Raw genomic sequence first — 18,492 nt, 5'->3', positions numbered from 1 at the left:
AGCCGTTTTGCGTGACTCACTCGCCTCAATCAGGCTACTAACTAGTGCAGTGTCATAGTTTAGTTTTGGGGTGATGCCTTGGCTCGTAGTACGCGCTTCAGCGCTAAAGCGTTTACTACCAACCTAAGTTCTAGCTGTGACACAGCACTAGGGCACGAGTCGGGCAAAGCGGTTTTTGCCTACTTGTAGGACTTTGCCCGTCAGCGCGTCGGGCGTGTCGAAGCTGGTGTCAGGATTGTCGAGGCGATCGCCATCTAGCCGCACTGCGCCGCCTTGAATCTGTCGCCGTCCGTCGCTGCTGCTCTTGCACAGGCCGCTGGCTCCCAGGATATAGGCCAGCTTGGCAGGAAACTGAATCTCTGCGAGGGAAAACTCCGGCACGGCTTCGGCCTTGGTTGCATCGCCCTGCACCAGATTCAGCGCAGCTTTCTGGGCTTCGAGAGCCGCCTCTTTGCCGTGATACTGGCTGACCACTTCGAGGGCCAGGAGCTTTTGGCGATCGCGCGGGTTTTCTGGCAGCGAGTCCAGCGGTAGGCTGGTGAGTAGCTCAAAATATTGCAGGATGGCGCTGTCGGGAATTTTCTCCAGCTTGGAATACATCGAGAGCGGGTCTTCCCGCAGCGCCACGTAGTTATTGAGCGATTTGGACATTTTCTGCACACCGTCCGTCCCCGGCAAGATCGGCATCAGCAGCCCAAACTGTGGCCGCTGCCCAAAGTGCCGCTGCAAATCGCGCCCCACCGCCAGGTTAAATTTTTGATCCGTGCCGCCCAGTTCCACATCCGCCTCCAGCGCCACCGAGTCGTAGCCCTGCATCAGCGGATAGAGAAACTCATGCAGATAAATCGGAGTCTCTTTTTCATAGCGCTCGGCAAAGCCCTCCTTCGCCAGCATTTGCCCCACGGTCATCGTGCCCAGCAGTTCTAGAATCTTTGCCAGGTCTAGCTTCGATAGCCACTCGGAGTTGTAGCGGATCTCCAGTCGCCCCGGCGTGTCAAAGTCCAGAATCGGCCGGAGTTGGTCGAGGTAGGTCTGGGCGTTTTGAGCCACTTCTGCCTCCGTCAACTGCTTGCGAACGTCCGACTTGCCGGTGGGGTCGCCGATGCGGGCAGTAAAGTCGCCGATTAGCAGAATCGCCGTGTGGCCTGCGTCTTGAAAGGCCCGCAGCTTGCGATAGACTGTGCTGTGCCCTAGGTGAATGTCCGTGCCCGTGGGGTCGATGCCAAACTTAATGCGTAAGGGGCGATCGCTCTCCGCTAGCCGCCGCGCCAGGTTCTCATCAGCATTCTGAGACTCCCGCTGATCGGGAAAAATTTCGCTGATGCCCCGATACAGCCATTGAAAAGAGGAATCAGTCGATAAGTCAGTCATAGGATAAGCGGTACTGGAGGAATGAGTTGACAGTAACAATTTGACAGTTATAAAAACCGCGATAGGCGCAATCGGGCAGCCTTTGATGCCCCCTGTAGAGCAAATCTGCTCCCTATCTTTAGAAAACCGCGCAAGACTCGAAAATTATGTAATCATCAGCCATACTTACTGAAGGCTGTACTTCAAGTTATAAGAAAGAGTGGCGGTTCGATATAGCTCAGCTTTAGCGAGTCACAATACCTGAGTCACAATACCTATGACAGAAGCCATGACGAATCGGCAGATCCTCCGCTATCTTAGTTAGTTACTCGACTTCTTTTCTCTAGCTCATTTAGCTCATGCTCTGAATCCAGATCCATCTCGATGTAGTGTGTGGGGAATCCCTCAGCACAAATTGTTCCAAAAGCCAAAGTCTCATTTTTTCACGACTCGTCTCGCTTTACCACCTGCACATCGCTATTTTTGCTGCTCAGCTTGAAAGTTCACAAATTCCTTTGGTTTTGCCAGTGAGGTCGAGTCTATTTCCTGCGGTGACGCACCCCCACTTCACCCTTTCCCTCCGTCCTGTAACCCTTTCTGTCTGAATCCCCAACCCTTTCCTGCCGTGTCGTCAAACACCGCCCGTCAAAAGAAGCCCCAGAAGAAAGCATCTGCCAAGGTGCGTGCTGCCAATGCTGCCGATGCGCCTCGGGTTGAGAGCTATGTTCAGACCAGTAATCTTGCCCCCATCTACAAGTTTGTGCAGGCGGTCGGCAAGGTCACGGCTGGAACGCTGCTGGGCACCACAATGCTGACCAGTTCCGTCATCGCGGGGGGGCTGGTAGGGCTGGCGATTAGCTTCCGCAACCTGCCCGATGTTCGAGTGCTGCGGAACTATATCCCTGCTGAGACGAGCTATGTGTATGACGTGAAGGGGGTGCTGCTCGACAGCATCCACGACGAGTTCAATCGGGAAGTGGTGGACTTGGATGAGGTGTCGCCGCACCTGAAGCGGGCCGTGCTGGCGATTGAAGACAGCTATTTCTATCAGCACCACGGTATTAACCCCACCAGCGTGGGGCGGGCGCTGCTTAGCAACCTAGAGGAAGGGCGCACGGTGGAAGGCGGCTCGACGGTGACGATGCAGTTGATTAAGAACCTGTTTCTTACCCCAGAGCGATCGCTCAGTCGCAAAATTGCCGAAGCCGTCTTGGCCCTGCGTCTAGAGCAAATCTTCACCAAGCCCCAGATCCTGGAAATGTACCTGAACCAGGTCTACTGGGGCCACAACAACTACGGCGCACAGACCGCCGCCCAGAGCTATTTCCGCAAGCCCGCTTCGCAGCTTAACCTGGCAGAGGCTGCCATGATGGCTGGGCTAATCCAGGCTCCAGAAGAATATAGCCCCTTTGTGGATTACCAATTGGCCAAGCGTCGTCAGGCAATCGTGCTGAACCGGATGCTAGAGCTAAAGTGGATTACGCCCCAGGAAGCTGCCGCCGCCAAGCAGCAGCCAATTATCCTAGGCGACATTACCTCTTTCACCACTAGCCGATCGCCCTACATCACTGAAGCCGTGGAGCAAGAACTCCAGACGCGGTTTGGTCGAGATGCCGTACTTAAGGGTGGAATGCGAGTGCAGACCACCATTGACCTGAATATGCAAAATATGGCCGAACAGGTGGTTCGGGAAGGACACCGCAGCCTGCGTCGCCAGGGCGTTCGGGCAGACCAGATGGCGCTGGTGGCGGTAGATCCACGCACCCATTTCGTGAAGGCAATGGTCGGCGGCGTGGATTATCAGACCAGCCAGTTTAACCGTGCTATTCAGGCGCTGCGCCAGCCGGGGTCTGCCTTCAAGCCGTTTGTCTATTACGCGGCGCTGGCTTCGGGTAAATACACGCCAGAATCCACCGTCATGGATACGCCCGTCAGCTATCCTGACGGCTACGACACCTATCGCCCGCAGAACTATGGCGGCGGCTTTTATGGAGCCATGAGCTTCCGGGCAGCGCTGGAGCAATCGCGCAATATCCCCGCTGTGAAGCTGGGGCAAGAAGTGGGGATTAACCGCGTCATCGAAGTCTGCCGCACCCTGGGCATCAAGAGTCCCATCGAGCCGGTTGTGTCGCTGCCCTTGGGGTCGGTGGATTTGACCCCACTGGAAATGGCGGGTTCCTATGCCACCTTTGCTAGCGGCGGCTGGCAGTCGGACACGACCTTTATCGTTCGCGTGACGGACAGCACCGGGCGCGTGCTGCTGGACAACACTCCCCGCCCGCAACTGGTGCTAGATCCCTGGGCAGTCGCCTCCCTGAACGACATCATGCAGGGCGTGATTACTCGCGGGACGGCGCAGGGGGCAGATATTGGCCGCCCGGCGGCAGGCAAGACGGGCACGACCTCTGCGGAACGAGATATCTGGTTTGTGGGCTATGTGCCTCAGCTTTCGGTGGCTGTGTGGGTGGGCAACGACAACTACAGCCCCGTCGGACAGGGCGCAACGGGGGGGAGGTATGTCGCTCCGATTTGGCGAAACTTTATGCTGCGGGCGCTGAAGGATGTGCCTGTGGAGAATTTCCAGCCACCGTCAGCGTTTATTCGGCCATAGCGTTTCGAGGTTTGTAGTGCTGCGAGGTCTTGTGTGTGAGGGATGTCGTGCTGCAAAGTCTAAAGGATTAGCTGACTTTATAGCCGCGCTCCGCTCCCTAGCACGAATAGCCCAATCATGGTAATGGCGTTCCACAGGCTGTGCAGCAGAATGGGAGCTAGCAGGTTGCGCGATCGCGTGTAGACCACGCCCAGCACCATTCCCAGTGTCGTCAGCGGAATCACTTCCGACAGGCTGAGGTGGGCCACGGCAAACAGCAGACTGCTGAGGGCGATCGCCCCCCACACAGGCACGTAGCGCGTCAGCGACGGCAGCAGAAACCCGCGAAACAGCGTCTCCTCAAAAATGGGCGCAGCGACCGCAGCGGTAAACAAAAATAGCCCCAGCGACACCGCATCGCCCTCTTCCAGGACAATTTGCAAAAGCGGATTGCTGCCGCCCTGCCCCTGCCAGATGTGCTGGTTCACCAGCGACACGCCAATCATCAGCGGCAGCGCCACCAGATAGCCGCCCAACCCCCACAGGGGCCAGCGATCGGCTCCGCGATATTGAAACCAGTCCTTGGGCAGGGGAATCCACTTGCGGATCGACCAGTACAGCACCGCCAGCCCCGACCCCGCCATCAGCAGGTAATAGGTGAAGGCATAGACCGCCTTTGCCCGTGGCCCAAAAGCAGCCAGGACTGGACTCAGCACGCCGACAATCAGCGGCGCAACCACCTGCCCTGCCATAAAAAAGCCGACAATCAGCACTTGCCAGATGATTTCCCAATCCCAGGGTACGTCCCAGGGAACCTCGCCATTCAGCGCCAGGATCGACTGTTTGCCCTGCGTCAGCCGTTGCGCCACCAGAAAAACCAGTAGCCCCGCTCCGGCGATCGCCCCCAGCACGGGCACCGTCCCCACCAGCGCCAGCTTCAGGAGGGTTCCCTGGGCGATCGCGGCCTCGTCTGCCCGCAGCGCGTTCAGCGCCTCAGTGCGCTGCTGCAAGCTATAGAGTCGATCCAGCGCTGTATAGCGAAACCAGCCTTCTAGCCCTTTCTGAAGCTGCATTTCAGCATCGGGCACAATTCGGGGCGGCTCGTTCCAGAGACCCGTCAAGGTTCTGGCGGTGTCCGCTGCGGGGCTGCCTGCTGCGGCGCTCTCGGCCAGTTTCCCCCAGGTTTGCTGGGCAGCGGTCAGATCGCCCTGCTCAGCCTGCAAAATGCCAATGCTCAAGTTCAACTGATCAAGGAGCGATCGCTGCTGCTGGAGCGCGGTGGTCAGGCGGGTCGCTTGCGAATCGACCGTGCGCGACGGAATCGGGCGCGAGGACGCAGCGGGCGGCGGGCCAGAGTCTCCTAGCGCCGCCGGATCAACCGTCGCCAGACGCTTTTCCAGCTTCGCCAGATCGGCCTCTGCCGCCTTCCGGACAGCTTGATACTGCTCCAGCGCTGTTTTCAGCGGAGACTCTCCCAGCAGCGCCTTTTGCAAGGCCGCCCCGTCTACCTCTCCCGTGATCTCGGTCGCTGCCGTGGCGTGCAGCAGCAAGTTGGTCTGATAAAGCTGCAAACGGTTCGTAATTTGCGGCTCTTGAAAACTACTCCAGAGCGAACCGCCGACCAAAATTGCCACAAACAGCGTCAACACGCTGAGAATCAGTCGTTTGAGGGTCATGCCTTTTGGGGAGAGGGGTTAGAGATTCAGAGAAGAAATAAGGGGGATTGGGGCTATGCGCCGGGTTAACAGACGATGAACCTTGGGAAATTTACTGGGGAATTTACGGGAGGATTTACTGCGGGATTTGAGGTTGGGAATAGAACACGGGCAACGGGACTAAACCCTGCTGCTTTGAGTGACAGATTGAGTGACGAACGTTTTGAGTGACGAACGTTCAGCCATAGCACAGGGTTACCCCGGCATTATCTCACTGTTCCCCCGTTGCAGCAGTGATGACCGGGTGAATTCCACCGCTCGATAGAGCATCAGATTATCGAGTGACAGCGGCAAGTGTGGCAGGATGGGGTGTGATGCAGGGCGATCGCCCCCAGATAGCCCCCAGATTCTCCCTAGATAGCCCCCAGATTTTCCCCAGATAGCCCCCAGATTCTCCCCAAATTCGTCCCAGATTCCCCCCAGATTCGGAGAACGAACGGGGTAGAATGCTTCTATTTGAAAGCAACCCTCTGCACCCTGTACACCCCTTTCATACACGGAGGACACGGCCCTGGCTACTCGCGTCATCCTGGTGCGCCACGGCATCAGCACCTACAACACCCTGCGCCGCATCCAGGGGCATTTTGACGAGTCTACGCTGACGGACGAAGGGCGGGAGGCGGCCCGGCTGACGGGGCTGGCATTGCGCGGGCTGCCCTTTGCCGCGATCTACGCCAGTCCGCTCCAGCGGGCGCGGGAAACAGCCGAAATTCTCACTGCCCAGCTTGAGAACCCACCAGCCCTGCAACTGCGGGACGACCTCAAGGAAATCAACATGGTGGAGTGGGAAGGGCTGCCCTTTGACGAGGTGAAGGAGCGGTTTCCAGAGTCCTATTGCCACTGGCAACAGGAACCAGAAAAGCTGAAGATGCGACTGACGACCCCAGAAGGGGAGCAGGAATTTTTCCCGGTGGTGGATTTGTACCGTCAGGCAGAGCAGTTTTGGCGCGACACGCTGCCGCAGCACGCGGGGGAGACAATTTTGCTGGTCGCCCATAGCGGCATCAACCGGGCGCTAATTGGCACGGCTGTCGGGCTGGGGCCGGCGGACTATCACGCGCTGAATCAAGCCAACTGCGCCATCAGCGTGCTGAACTTTGCAGGCGGTTTTGGCAAACCCGTGCAGTTGGAATCGGTGAATCTAGTGGATCACCTGGGCAAGCCCCTGCCGGACGTGCGCGGCAACCATCGCGGCCCGCGAATGCTGCTGGTGCGCCACGGCGAGACAGATTGGAACCGCGAAAAGCGCTTTCAGGGTCAAATTGACGTGCCGCTGAATGAAAATGGGCGCATCCAGGGCGAAAAAGCTGCTTTCTTTTTGAAAGATATCCCCATCGATCGCGCCATCACTAGCCCCATGCTGCGCCCCAAGGAAACAGCGGAACTGATTCTGCAATTTCATCCCGATGTTTCCTTGGAGACAGACGATCGCCTCAAGGAAATCAGCCACGGACTGTGGGAAGGCAAGCTGGAGGAGGAAATTCAAGAGGTCTATGCCGATGAACTGGCCGCCTGGAAGGTGACCCCGGAAACGGTGCAGATGCCCGCCGGAGAGAACTTGCAGCAGGTGTGGGAGCGGGCGATCGCCGCCTGGAACGAGATCGTGGCCAGTTCAACGGGCGATTCGCAAAGCGATCCCTATGAGAATCGCCCCCTGACAGTCCTCGTGGTTGCCCACGATGCGGTCAACAAAGCCATCCTCAGTGGCCTGATGGGCTGGGGCCCGGAAAAGTTCTGGGTGTTTAAGCAGGGCAACGGCGCAGTCACGGTGATCGACTATCCCCGCGGCCCGGAAAACCGCCCCATGCTGCAATCGCTCAACATTACCACCCACTTGGGCAGCGGCGTGCTAGACAAGACGGCCGCTGGAGCGCTGTAGAGGGGCTATGGCGAGTGAACTGTTCCGCCAGGTCAGGCTGCTCGATCCCGTGGCAGAAACGGATCGGGTGGTGGATGTGTGGATCGAGTCGGACAGCGTGCGGGTGATTCGCGAAGCAATCCCTCGGGGAATTGCCGACGATGTGGAGCCGCCCAGCGCTGACGTGACAGAGACGGATGCTTCGGGGCTGGTGCTGGGGCCGGCGCTGGTGGATCTCTACAGCCATTCTGGGGAACCGGGTTACGAATCGCGGGAAACGCTGGCCTCGCTGCACCGGGCGGCGCGGGCGGGCGGCTTTGGGCGGGTGCTGCTGCTGCCCGACACCGATCCGGCGATTGCCACGCCTGCTGACGTAGAGTGGATAGGGCAGCACACGCCAGCCGGACTGCCTCGCCTGCAACCCTGGGCTGCTCTGACGCTGGATGCCAAAGGTGAGCAGATGGCAGAACTGGGCGAACTGGCGCAAACGGACATTGCGGGCTTTGCCGACGGGCGACCCATCCGCCAGTGGGGACTTTTGCGGCGATCGCTCGAATATGCCCAGGCGCTGCACCGGCCGATTGCCCTCTGGTGCTGCGACGAAACCTTGCGGGGCAACGGCGTGATGCGCGACGGCCCAGACGCGATTCGGTTTGGGCTACCCGGTGCGCCTGCGATCGCCGAAACTGCTCCCCTCGCGGCCCTGCTAGAATGCGTCGCCCAGATCGGCACACCTGTTCACCTGATGCGCGTCTCCACGGCTCGCAGCGTGGAGCTAATTGCCCAGGCCAAGGCCAGTGGTTTACCGATTACCGCCAGCACCACCTGGCATCACCTGCTGCTGAATACCCAGTCCGTGGGCGGCTACGACCCCCATCTGCGGCTGGAACCCCCCCTGGGCACACCCGCAGATCAGGCGGCGCTGATCCAGGCAGTGCGCGATGGGATCATCGAGGCGATCGCCATTGACCACAGCCCCTATACTTACGAAGAAAAAACCGTCCCCTTTGCCGAAGCGCCGCCGGGGGCGATTGGGCTGGAACTGGCGCTGCCCTTGCTCTGGCAGCAGTTGGTGGAGCCAGGACAGTTGCCCGCACTGACGCTGTGGCAGGCACTGAGTACAAATCCGCTGCGGTGTCTGGGAGAGGAGTTGAGGGCAATTCCCATCGGGATCGATTCGCAAAGCGCCCCTGACACGCCTACCCCCCTGACGCTCTTCGACCCGCGCCCGCTGTGGAAAGTCACCCACCAAACGCTTCATTCCTGCTCTGCCAATACGCCCTGGCTGGGCCAAGAGATTCAGGGACAAGTGGTAAAGGTTTTCTTCTGACCAAGTGCGTTCGTTTCTCAAGAAGCACTGGTCAACGCGGTCGATCGGGCGCGGAATCCGGCTCGGTTCAGCGCGGTTACAGCGGCCTGATAATCCTGCACGCGGAACTGATTGCCCAGACGCACCAGCTCCCGACGATGCGCCCCAGCGACGATCGCCACGACGGGCGTTTTGCACTGGTCTTCGTCGCCCCGGTTTTTGAGAATGACCTCGCGCAGGGTGTTTTGCTGCACAATGTCGCCTGCAATCTGTGCGTCTAGCTCTACCATCACCAACTGCACGTCCTCCACGGGTTCGGCATCCTCGACAATCAGTTGGCTGCGCTCGTCGCGCTTGTCCACCTTGCCCCAGATCATCAGCCGCGCCTCCTGCACGATGAGACTGCCGATGCGCTCATAGGTGCGCGGAAAGACGACGGCTTCGGAGTGCCCCGTCAGGTCTTCAAGCTGGATGATGGCCATGCGATCGCCCTTCTTGGTTACCACGGGCTTGACCCCCGTCAGCATGGCGATCGCGCTAATGCTGCTGCCCTCCGGCTGCTCTTCCAGGCTACTCAGGTTAATCGGCGCTAGGATTCTGGCGGCTTCTCGAATATTTTTCAGGGGATGATCCGACACATAGAAGCCCAGCAGTTCCTTTTCCAGCTTTAGCCGCTCCTGCTGCGGAAAGTCCTCTACGGCGGGAGCCTTAGGCGCAGACTCGAAGCTCCCCGGCGCTTCGCTGATGCTGCCCAGCATATCAAACAGGTTCCCCTGCCCAATTGCCCGATCCTTCGCCCGCGACTGCGCCCACTCCAGCACCAAATCCAGATCATTCATCAACTGCCGCCGATTCGTCTCGATGCAGTCCATTGCTCCACACTGGATCAGTGCCTCCAGCGCTCGCCGGTTCACCGTGCGCGGGTCGATGCGGCTACACAGATCGCCCAGAGACTTGAAGGGGCCATCGGCCTCTCGCGCCTGCAAAATATTCTCGATCGCGCCTGCACCCACGTTTCGCACCGCCGACAGCCCGAACAAAATGCTGCGCTCCAGCGGCGTAAAATCCACGCCCGATCGGTTGATGTCTGGCGGCTCCACGGTGATGCCCATCATCGTGCAGGAGGAAATATATTTCTGCACTTTGTCCTGGTCGTCGCTGTTGGCCGTCAGCAGCGCCGCCATATATTCCACGGGGTAATTGGCTTTTAGGTACGCCGTTTGAAACGTGACGTAGCCGTAGGCTGTAGAGTGGGATTTATTAAAACAATTGGAGGCAATCAGACTGTTTTCCAGCACAAAATTGTGATCGCGCTCAACACCGATATCGTAAACCCATTGGGTGCCTAATGACTTGCGGCTGATAATTTTAACCATTTTGGCGATCGCCCCTTCCCCTTCCGTCTGTGAAACCTACCGTAAAACCTGCGGTGAAACCTACCGTGAAACCCAACTTAAAAATCCAATCTTTACTACCGATTCATGCCTATCCCAATCTCGATTACTCCCTAAACATCGCCTGACTGCAACTGACGAACCCACGCCCGCAGTGCGCGACTTGCCTCTACTTCATCGCGGCTGGCCTGCTGCAAAAACTCATAGAACTTGTCTTTGGGTACTTTAGGAAACGTCGGGCTATGTTCTACTTCAACATAGGCTTGAGATTGCAGTTGGTAGATGCTTAGGGCGGTGCCGTTAAAGCGCCAAAACTCCGGAACCCCGATGCTGGCATAGAGGCGGTTTTTATCAATATCCGTGTGCGTAATGTCGATTTCCACGACTAAATCAGGCGGGGGATCTTGCTCAAAATTAATGCGTCGCCCGCTCACCTTCGCCTGATTTTGAATATAGTAAGCGTTATCCGGTTCAACGCTGCGCTCCCGATTCGGATACTCCAGCGTTGTAGAACCGATGGACTTCATTTTTAACCCAAACTCTTCCACCAAAATCCGAATCAATAGCCCAATCCATTCTGCAAAACTTTCGTGTTCTTCCAGGGGCATGGTTAGCTCTAGCGTGCCTTGGTCGTAGGCGAGGCGGGGCGATCGCCGTTCTCCCAACGTCTGCTGAATCTGCTGATAGCCCTGCCAGCTAAGCTGATGAATCGTGACCCGCCGCTCTCCGGCCAGGGCAGACCGAGGAATTGAAAATTGGGGAGCAGTGCTAACCATTTCAGGACTCACCAGGGTAAAGGCTTGGGGAGATCATTGCTCAAACTCTCGAACCAGCAGGCACAGGGACGGCAACTCGTTTTAGCGCCAGGTTTTTCTCGAAGATCTCGTCAATGGGGCGCATTTCGCCATCTTCCGTCATGAACTTGTGATCGGGGGTAGCGCGGAGGGTGGAACCGTCTTCCAGGGTGTATTCAAAGACCTCTTGCAGCCCGCGCTGGTGCCACTGGGCGATCGCCTGCGTGTAAACAAACCCGTTGGCATCGACGCTGAACACAGTGCAGGGAAGCTGGCGTTCTACAACTTCGCCAATGGCGATCGCCCCATATTCCACAGTCAAAATCTTCGTGTCATAGCTCAGACAATACTCCGCAAACTTCACCATCTGGTCAAACAGATCCGCCGCCACCTTCTTGGGCACGCCGTTCTTTTCTGCACCTTCGGTGAAGATGCTCTGATGCTTCTCCATCTCCTCTTTTTTCTTTTTGCCCATCGCCCGCCGCAGCAGGTCGGCTTGCCCCAGCGAATAGCCCCCCATGTCCTGGGCAATTTTCATGATCTGCTCCTGGTAGACCATGATGCCGTAAGTCTCATTCAGAATGGTGGTGAGCAGCTCGTGTTCATATTCGATCCGTTCGCGACCGTGCTTGCGGTTGATGAACTTGGGAATTAGCCCCGCATCCAGCGGCCCGGGACGATACAGCGCCAGCACCGAGGAAATATCCTCCAGTCCCGACGGCTTCAGATCGCGCACAATCTGCCGCATCCCGGAGGATTCTAGCTGGAAGATGCCCTCCAGTTCGCCCCGCGCCAGCAGTTGATAGGTGGCCGGATCTTCCATCGGCAAATTGTCCAAATCAACCTGAATGCCGTGGGTCTTGCTGATGAGATCCACCGCTTTCTGAATCATCGTCAGGTTCTTTAGGCCCAGGAAGTCCATCTTCAGCAGACCCAGCAGTTCGATGTCTTCCATTGGGTATTGCGTCGTCACGCCGCCTTCCTTGCTGCGTTCCAGCGGCACCACTTCGTCCAGCGGTTCTGCCGAAATCACCACGCCCGCCGCATGAACGCCGGTTGATTTGTTGGTGCCCTCGATCCGCATGGCCATGTCAATCCAGCGGCGGTAGGTGACGGGCGGATCGCTGCCAGGCACAACGGCATCGCTATCGTATTTTTCCTTGAATTCCGGCGTGGGCGTTTCGTCGGAAATCATGACCTTGAGCTTGGTGGGCTTGCCGCGCACGACGGGAATCATCTTCGCCATCTTGTCGGATTCCCCATAGGGAATATCCAGCACCCGCGCCACATCCTTTAGGACGGCTTTGGAGGTCATGCGGTTGTAGGTGATGATCTGCGCGACGCGATCGGTGCCATACTTTTCGGTGACGTACTGAATCACCTCGCCCCGACGTTCGATGCAGAAGTCTGTGTCGATATCGGGCATGGACTTGCGCTCAGGGTTCAGGAACCGCTCGAACAGCAAGCCGTGATGCACCGGATTGATATTAGTGATGCCCAGCGAGTAGGCCACCAGCGACCCCGCCGCCGACCCGCGCCCTGGGCCCACGGGAATGCCATGATCTCGCGCAAACTTGATGTAGTCCCACACCACCAGAAAGTAGCCGTCGAAGCCCATCTGGTGCATCATTTGCAGCTCGTATTCCAGCCGCTCCTGATAGTCTGGGGGAACTTCACGGTAGGTGGCGACTTTAAGGCGCTTGGCTAGCCCAGATCGGGAGGTTTCTTCGAGGTAAGTGGCAGGCGTGTAGCCGTCGGGCACAGGGTAGTTAGGAATGCGCGGTTCACCCAGAATTTTGTAGCCTTCGACCTTTTCGGCGACTTCTAGCGTATGGGCGATCGCCTCTTCCACCACATCCGGCGGTAGGTGATCGCGGAACAAAAGCCGCATCTCATCGGCGGATTTCAAATACTCCGTGCCCGTGTAGCGCAGCCGCTTCTCTTCCACGATGGATTTGCCCGTTTGGATGCAGAGCAGCGCGTCGTGGGCTTCCACGTCGTAGCAGGAGATATAGTGCGAATCGTTGGTGCAGACCAGCTTGATGTCTAGCTCGCGGGCAATGCGGACGATTTCGGGGTTAACGATGCGCTCTTCTTGCAGCCCGTGGTCTTGAATTTCCAGATAGTAATCGTCACCGAACACGTCCTTGTACCACTGGGCAACGCGCCGCGCCACATCCGGGCGGTCCTGCATAATCGCCTGGGGCACTTCGCCGCCGAGACAGGCGCTGGTGACAATCAGCCCGTCTTTATACTGCTCCAGCAGTTCTTTGTTGACACAGGGGCGCGAAAAAATGCCCTTCCCCTGCACACCCTGGAGGTGAGAAATGGTGGTCAGCTTGACGAGATTCTTGTAGCCCTGCGTGTTTTTGGCAAGAACAACCTGGTGATAGCGGGGGCGACGCTCCTGCTTGGTGATGTCGCCGTTGATCACATACATCTCGTTGCCGATGATGGGCTTGACGGCGTTGTCGCGCTTTTTGCACACCTTGAGGATCTCGATCGCGCCGTACATCACGCCGTGATCCGTAATGGCGATCGCTGGCATTCCAAGCTCGATCGCCCGGTCGATGAGCTGGTCAAGCTGACTCGCGCCGTCTAGCAGGCTATAGTCGCTGTGAATATGCAGACCGACAAAGGACATAACTCAAACCGCAAACAGGGCTGAGCATCAGATTAACACCATCCCTGGATTTTGAAGCGCAATTCTTGTAACGGAAACTCTAGATGTGGAGCCTGTCGATCAAGAAGTGGGCAGCGTCAAACCCGTTTCTGCATGGCAATTACGAGAAACTCTATAGTACTAAGGTATCAAATTTCGACGGGGTTTTCGCGTAAGCCTTCTCTCGATTTTCCCCCTTTCCGCCGCCGGGGATTTGGGATTAGGATGCGACTGACGCTCCTTTCGCACTGTCTTCGCGCTGCCTACTACGTCTAAGTCAATTGAGCGTCGTAGCCGATTTCGACAATGCGATTCCTGGAAGGATCGCTCTGCAAATCGCCCTCTAGCTTGAACCACAGCGCTGCTGCATACTCATCGGGTACACCGTAGAACAGCAGGGTGTAGCCCTCTTCTTCGCGGATGCCGGCTGGCGGGCCATAGGTCTGAAGCAGGGTTTGGTGCGAGTCGCCGACGCGAATGCCGGCCCGCGTTGCCAAGTCGGGATTGCGTGTTCTAAAAGAAAAAACCTCAAACGTGCTGCCGTCCAGGCTTTCTAGCAGCTTGATCGTGGTATCCGGAGCATAGCCCAGGGTTCGCACCATGCCGCAGCAGGCCCAGTCTTCATCCACCTGGCTCAGGGGTTCCCCAAACCGCTGTCGGACGGCTGACTCTGGAGCCTGGAGCGGAATGCCTGCGATCGCCATTTGCTCAATGGGCAGGGGGGTGCCAAGGGACTGGGCAACAGGGGTAGGCGGCTTTGGTGCAGGACTGGGAGACGTGACCCTTGATCCATCCCCTGCATCGGTCTGAGGTTCAGTCTGGGGAACCGGGGCCGACGGGGCAACCCCAGACGTTGGGCTAACCGAGGCTTGTGGCTGCACAGAGGAGCAGCCCACCGAGAGCATCGTGGCGATCGCCAAACTGCCGAAAATTGCTTGAATAGGACGCATGATCATGGGCCTCAACCGCAGTGCATTAGAGATAGACTTCAAGAACAGTAGGGCGACTTTTACAAAGTGACTTCTGTATAGTGACTTTTGCAGGGCGCATCTCAGTTATGCAAATTCGCCCTCATCCCCCAACCCCTTCTCCCAAAACGGGAGAAGGGGAGCCGGATTCAAAGTCCCTCTCCCGTTCTGGGAGAGAGATTTAGGATGAGGGTTACAAAAGTGGGATGCACTCCTTATTTCACAGTGACTTTGGCATAGTGACTGCTGCATTGACTGCTGCATAGTAACTTCTACACCCCAGACGACTCATTTCCCGGCTATATCATCGTCACCAGAGGTCTTGCCATAATAGTCCCCACGCTAGTCCTCCCCAGCGATCGCCCCTAGTGCCCATGCCCGCCCAACTTGTTTGAGATAGTCCCTTCCGGGGCGATCGCGCCTTTTAACCCGAGTTCCCTATGTCACGCCAGCGAGACTCTCGCGCCCTTGCCGATGCCAGCGCCCTCCAGCGCATTCGCACGCTGGCCTACCTGCTGGACGATGCCATCCCGATTCCGGGTACGCCTTATCGCATCGGGCTAGACCCGATCATGGGACTGATTCCGGGGGGCGGCGACGTGGTGGGGCTATTTTTGTCGGCCTATCTAGTGCTGGAGTGTCTGCGGTTTCGCCTGCCGACGGAAACGCTATTCCGTATGGTGGGAAACCTCGCCCTAGACAGTATTTTGGGGCTGCTGCCGGGGATGGGCGATTTTTTTGATGCGGTGTGGAAAAGCAACGCCCGCAACCTGGCCCTGCTGGAGGCACACCTGGCCAACCCCGCCCAGAGTGAGGCTGCCGATCGCCAAACGGTGGCCCTGATTGCGATCGCCGTGGTCGCTATCGTAGGCGGTATTTTGCTGCTGATGGCCTCGCTGCTGAGAGCGCTGCTGGCCGCACTGACGGCCGTGGGCTAGACAAAGCTTTTGGCGAGTCTTCTGAAAAGTTGCGGGAAACCTGCCATAATAATCCAGCCCCTCCAAACTGCTCCTGCCAAACGCTAGATATGGTTGCCGCACCCTATATTTCTGATCTCACATCCACCACCCCTGAGGTTGATCTGACCTTTCAGCTTCCCGACCCAGAGGATGAGCAGATTTCCGACTACGAGTTTCAGCAGCAGATCGAGGCGGCGTGGCAGGTGTGCGATCGCTTCGATTTGCAGACCGACATCTGGCGCGGGCGCATCTTGAAAACTGTGCGCGATCGCGAAAAGCGCGTTGGCAACGCAGGCGGCGCTGGCTTCTTGCGCTGGCTGGCAGATCGAGAAATCAGCAAAAGCCATGCCTATAACCTGATGGAGCTGGCCGACAGTGCTGACCTGCTGCTGCAAGAGGGCCTGCTGGAGCCGCAAGACGTGAGCCAGTTTAGCAAACGCGCCTTCATCGAAACGGCCCAGGCCGCGCCGGAAGTGCAGCAGATGGTGAGCGAGGCCGCCCATCGGGGCGATCGCATCACGCGGCGAGAGGTGCGGCAACTGGCGGACGAGTGGACTGCCGTCACCTCCGACCTGCTGCCCATCGAGGTGAAGGAAAAAGCCGCCGACCACACCCTGCCCACACGCTATCTGGCTCCGCTGGTGCGCGAAATGGAAAAACTGCCCGAAGCGCACCAGGTTCACCTGCGAGACGAAGTGGCGGAAAATCCCGACATCGACACCGTGAAGCAGGTCACCGCCGAGGCCCGCTTTTTGGCAAAATACCTCAACGCCGCAACCCAGGTGCAGACGCTCAACCGCGACGGGCTGGATCTGGAAAGCGCCCTAGAAGAAGCGATGCGAATCGGCTGCCTGAACAGCACCGCCGACCTCGTAAACCAGGCAGCCCAACTCGAACAGGCGATCGCCAAACTTTACACCACCTGGCGGCGCATCGTCAGCCTGTCAGAGCGGGTCTACCTCGACAGCGGCAGCAGCACCCCAAACTTGCGATCGCTCCTGGCGTATCTAACTCCGCTCTCCGGCGAAATTTTGGAACTGCAACTGGGCGACCCGGACAGCGGCACTTCCCGCCGCATTCGCCTCAAGGTCATGGCGGAAGAGGAGGGCGATCCCGCTGGAGACTGGGAGTAGGAGGCTTTTTGCATCACCCAAAACCCTGTCCCTCAAGCAGAGCTACGCATAGCTACATATTTAAGATGGCTGGAAGACCCACAGACGCTGAATAGGCAATCCAAAATCCAAAATTTCCAAAATTAATCTTGAGGCTTCATGCCCAAATCCACCAGCGGCGAACAGCTTCTAGCGTTAACCGTCGCAGGGCAAAGCCAACGAGCCGATCATCTTCTGATGCGGGATTGTTTGCATTCAGCGGCAGCGTGTGGCTGAGGCGAAAGGTGAAGCGGGCGAAGGGCTGGGGGCTGCGGAGGGCGATTCCCGCAGGGATCGCTTCGCGAATCGCCGGAATAGTGCCCGTCAGCACGCCGCCGCCCTGGCGCGATTGAACATGCAGCGAAACCGGGTGCTGGTTCACCGTCAGCTCTAGGCTGTCGAGAATATCGGGGGCGATTGCCTGCTCGATTTCCAGCGTCAGCCGCACATCAGCATTGCCCGCCAGCGGCCCCACCAGCGGCAAATCCAGCACCGACACTGGCCCCGGGCCCGACCAGCGGGTGGCATCCTGCGGCGAAATGCCGTTAAAGCGACCGTTGCGCCGATGCCAGCCCTCGCCAGAGAGCGGCTGTCGAAAGTCGTAAACGAACCGCTTGCGGGAGACTTCGGGAAACTGCTCCGGCGGGTGCGTCGCCGCATAGTGGCGGGCGTAGTGCTGCTGGAGCGCGACCTGCACCGCAGGGGGGTTGCTGGCATCTTGCAAGTTCTCGTGCTGGTGTAGCGCCTCAAGCATCTGCTGATATTGGACAGCAAAGCGGGCCTTGGCGTGGTCGTATAGCGCTTGGTCGAGGGCGTTGTGCTGGGCGATCGCCTCGATCACCGCTGGCGACAGACCTTCCCGCCGCGACCGATGCGTTACCACGCGCAGGTTTTGATATTCCGCCGCTGGATACCAGCCAAATCGGTAGTTCAAAAGCTGCACCGAGGCGTGAAACTGCTCCATCAGCCCCACCCAGGCAAAGCGATCGACACTGGCGCAGGCCGACTGGAGGCGATTCGCCAAGTAATCCTTTTGGGAATCGTCCGCCGACAGCGCCGCCTCATCCCCCTCCCAAATCGCCAACTGCCGCGTCTGAAAATTGCTCGTCCGCTGCTGCACAATGGGGTCGGGATGCAGCACAAAGCCCAACAGGTCATGTTCCGCCGCCGCCCGCATCAGCACTTCGTATTCCGGCGTTTCCGCAGTGCCGCGCTGGGCCGCCCGCCGAAAAAATTCATACAGCGAAATCACCCGATCCACCGGGTCGCGTAGCACGGTGATGTAGACCGGGCGCGTCAGAAATTGCCGAATCAAGTTGTGGCTGAAGTGTCCCCGGATGAAGCGATAGCGCGTTAGCAACTGCCGCAATTCGGTGGGCGATCGCCCCTCAGCCGCCGGATCGAGCGCGGGTAGCTGATACGGCCCCGGCGCGATCTGGCGCACGTCGAACTGGGCATCGGCGATCGCCGTTAGGGTGGAACCCGCCGTTTTGGGAATGTGAATATAGCAAAGCTGGTCGGTCGCCGCCAAGGGGCAATACAGCGTCGGGAAAGTCGAGTCGTCCATGCGGCTATTATAAACCGCCGACGCTCGGTATGTTGATTTTGGATTTTGGATTTTGGATTTTGGATTGCCAGTCGTTTGTCTACAGGGCTTCCAGCAGTTTTAATTCTCAGCACGACTCAGAAGCGTGGGTATGGCCTACCGCGCTGGCAAAATGTTGAAAATGTTAAGACGTTTT

The 18,492-nt window shown here is 58.1% G+C and carries 12 protein-coding genes; 5 read left to right on the top strand and 7 right to left on the bottom strand.

Annotated features, from left to right (window positions below; translation table 11 throughout):
- Positions 1–147: 147 nt before the first annotated feature.
- Positions 148–1,371 (bottom strand): tyrosine--tRNA ligase, encoded by a 1,224-nt coding sequence (gene tyrS / locus HPC62_RS04955; protein ID WP_172354021.1) that lies wholly within the window; start codon positions 1,369–1,371, stop codon positions 148–150.
- 604 nt (positions 1,372–1,975) lie between these two features.
- On the opposite strand from tyrS, the gene HPC62_RS04950 reads away from it, so the two are divergent.
- The gene (locus tag HPC62_RS04950; protein WP_390820011.1) at positions 1,976–3,961 is read left to right on the top strand and encodes a transglycosylase domain-containing protein; all 1,986 of its coding nucleotides are present in this window, start codon (positions 1,976–1,978) and stop codon (positions 3,959–3,961) included.
- 77 nt (positions 3,962–4,038) lie between these two features.
- Here HPC62_RS04950 and HPC62_RS04945 read toward each other — a convergent pair whose 3' ends face one another.
- Positions 4,039–5,616, bottom strand: a complete 1,578-nt coding sequence (locus HPC62_RS04945; RefSeq protein ID WP_172354020.1) for a CPBP family intramembrane glutamic endopeptidase — start codon at positions 5,614–5,616, stop codon at positions 4,039–4,041.
- A gap of 571 nt (positions 5,617–6,187) precedes the next feature.
- Between HPC62_RS04945 and HPC62_RS04940 the strand changes: the two genes are divergently transcribed.
- Entirely contained in the window at positions 6,188–7,534 is a 1,347-nt protein-coding gene (locus HPC62_RS04940; RefSeq protein ID WP_267313424.1) for a histidine phosphatase family protein, read from the top strand.
- 7 nt (positions 7,535–7,541) lie between these two features.
- Positions 7,542–8,843: a dihydroorotase gene (locus HPC62_RS04935; RefSeq protein WP_172354019.1), complete on the top strand. Its 1,302-nt coding sequence runs from the start codon at positions 7,542–7,544 to the stop codon at positions 8,841–8,843.
- Between the two features lie 17 nt (positions 8,844–8,860).
- Here HPC62_RS04935 and HPC62_RS04930 read toward each other — a convergent pair whose 3' ends face one another.
- The 4 genes from HPC62_RS04930 to HPC62_RS04915 all read right to left on the bottom strand — a co-directional run bounded on the left by HPC62_RS04930 (position 8,861) and on the right by HPC62_RS04915 (position 14,622).
- Positions 8,861–10,198, bottom strand: coding sequence for a helix-hairpin-helix domain-containing protein (locus HPC62_RS04930; protein WP_172354018.1), 1,338 nt, complete (start codon positions 10,196–10,198; stop codon positions 8,861–8,863).
- Between the two features lie 131 nt (positions 10,199–10,329).
- Positions 10,330–10,992, bottom strand: coding sequence for a Uma2 family endonuclease (locus tag HPC62_RS04925; RefSeq protein ID WP_172354017.1), 663 nt, complete (start codon positions 10,990–10,992; stop codon positions 10,330–10,332).
- Between the two features lie 40 nt (positions 10,993–11,032).
- Entirely contained in the window at positions 11,033–13,654 is a 2,622-nt protein-coding gene (locus HPC62_RS04920; RefSeq protein WP_172354016.1) for a DNA polymerase III subunit alpha, read from the bottom strand.
- 290 nt (positions 13,655–13,944) lie between these two features.
- A complete protein-coding gene (locus tag HPC62_RS04915; RefSeq protein ID WP_172354015.1) occupies positions 13,945–14,622 on the bottom strand; it encodes a hypothetical protein in 678 nt (225 codons plus the stop codon).
- Between the two features lie 458 nt (positions 14,623–15,080).
- Between HPC62_RS04915 and HPC62_RS04910 the strand changes: the two genes are divergently transcribed.
- Positions 15,081–15,578: a DUF4112 domain-containing protein gene (locus HPC62_RS04910; RefSeq protein WP_172354014.1), complete on the top strand. Its 498-nt coding sequence runs from the start codon at positions 15,081–15,083 to the stop codon at positions 15,576–15,578.
- An 89-nt stretch (positions 15,579–15,667) separates the two neighbouring features.
- Positions 15,668–16,732 carry a hypothetical protein gene (locus HPC62_RS04905; protein WP_172354013.1) on the top strand — a complete coding sequence of 355 codons (1,065 nt, stop codon included), beginning with the start codon at positions 15,668–15,670 and terminating at the stop codon, positions 16,730–16,732.
- A gap of 136 nt (positions 16,733–16,868) precedes the next feature.
- On the opposite strand, the gene HPC62_RS04900 is transcribed toward HPC62_RS04905, so the two are convergent.
- A complete protein-coding gene (locus HPC62_RS04900; protein WP_172354012.1) occupies positions 16,869–18,317 on the bottom strand; it encodes a sulfotransferase family 2 domain-containing protein in 1,449 nt (482 codons plus the stop codon).
- Positions 18,318–18,492: the final 175 nt, after the last annotated feature.

Origin of the sequence: Thermoleptolyngbya sichuanensis A183, from assembly GCF_013177315.1 — a bacterium.
GTDB lineage: Bacteria > Cyanobacteriota > Cyanobacteriia > Elainellales > Elainellaceae > Thermoleptolyngbya > Thermoleptolyngbya sichuanensis.
Note: the sequence above shows the minus strand (reverse complement) of the source record. Positions and strands in the feature narration are given on the sequence as shown.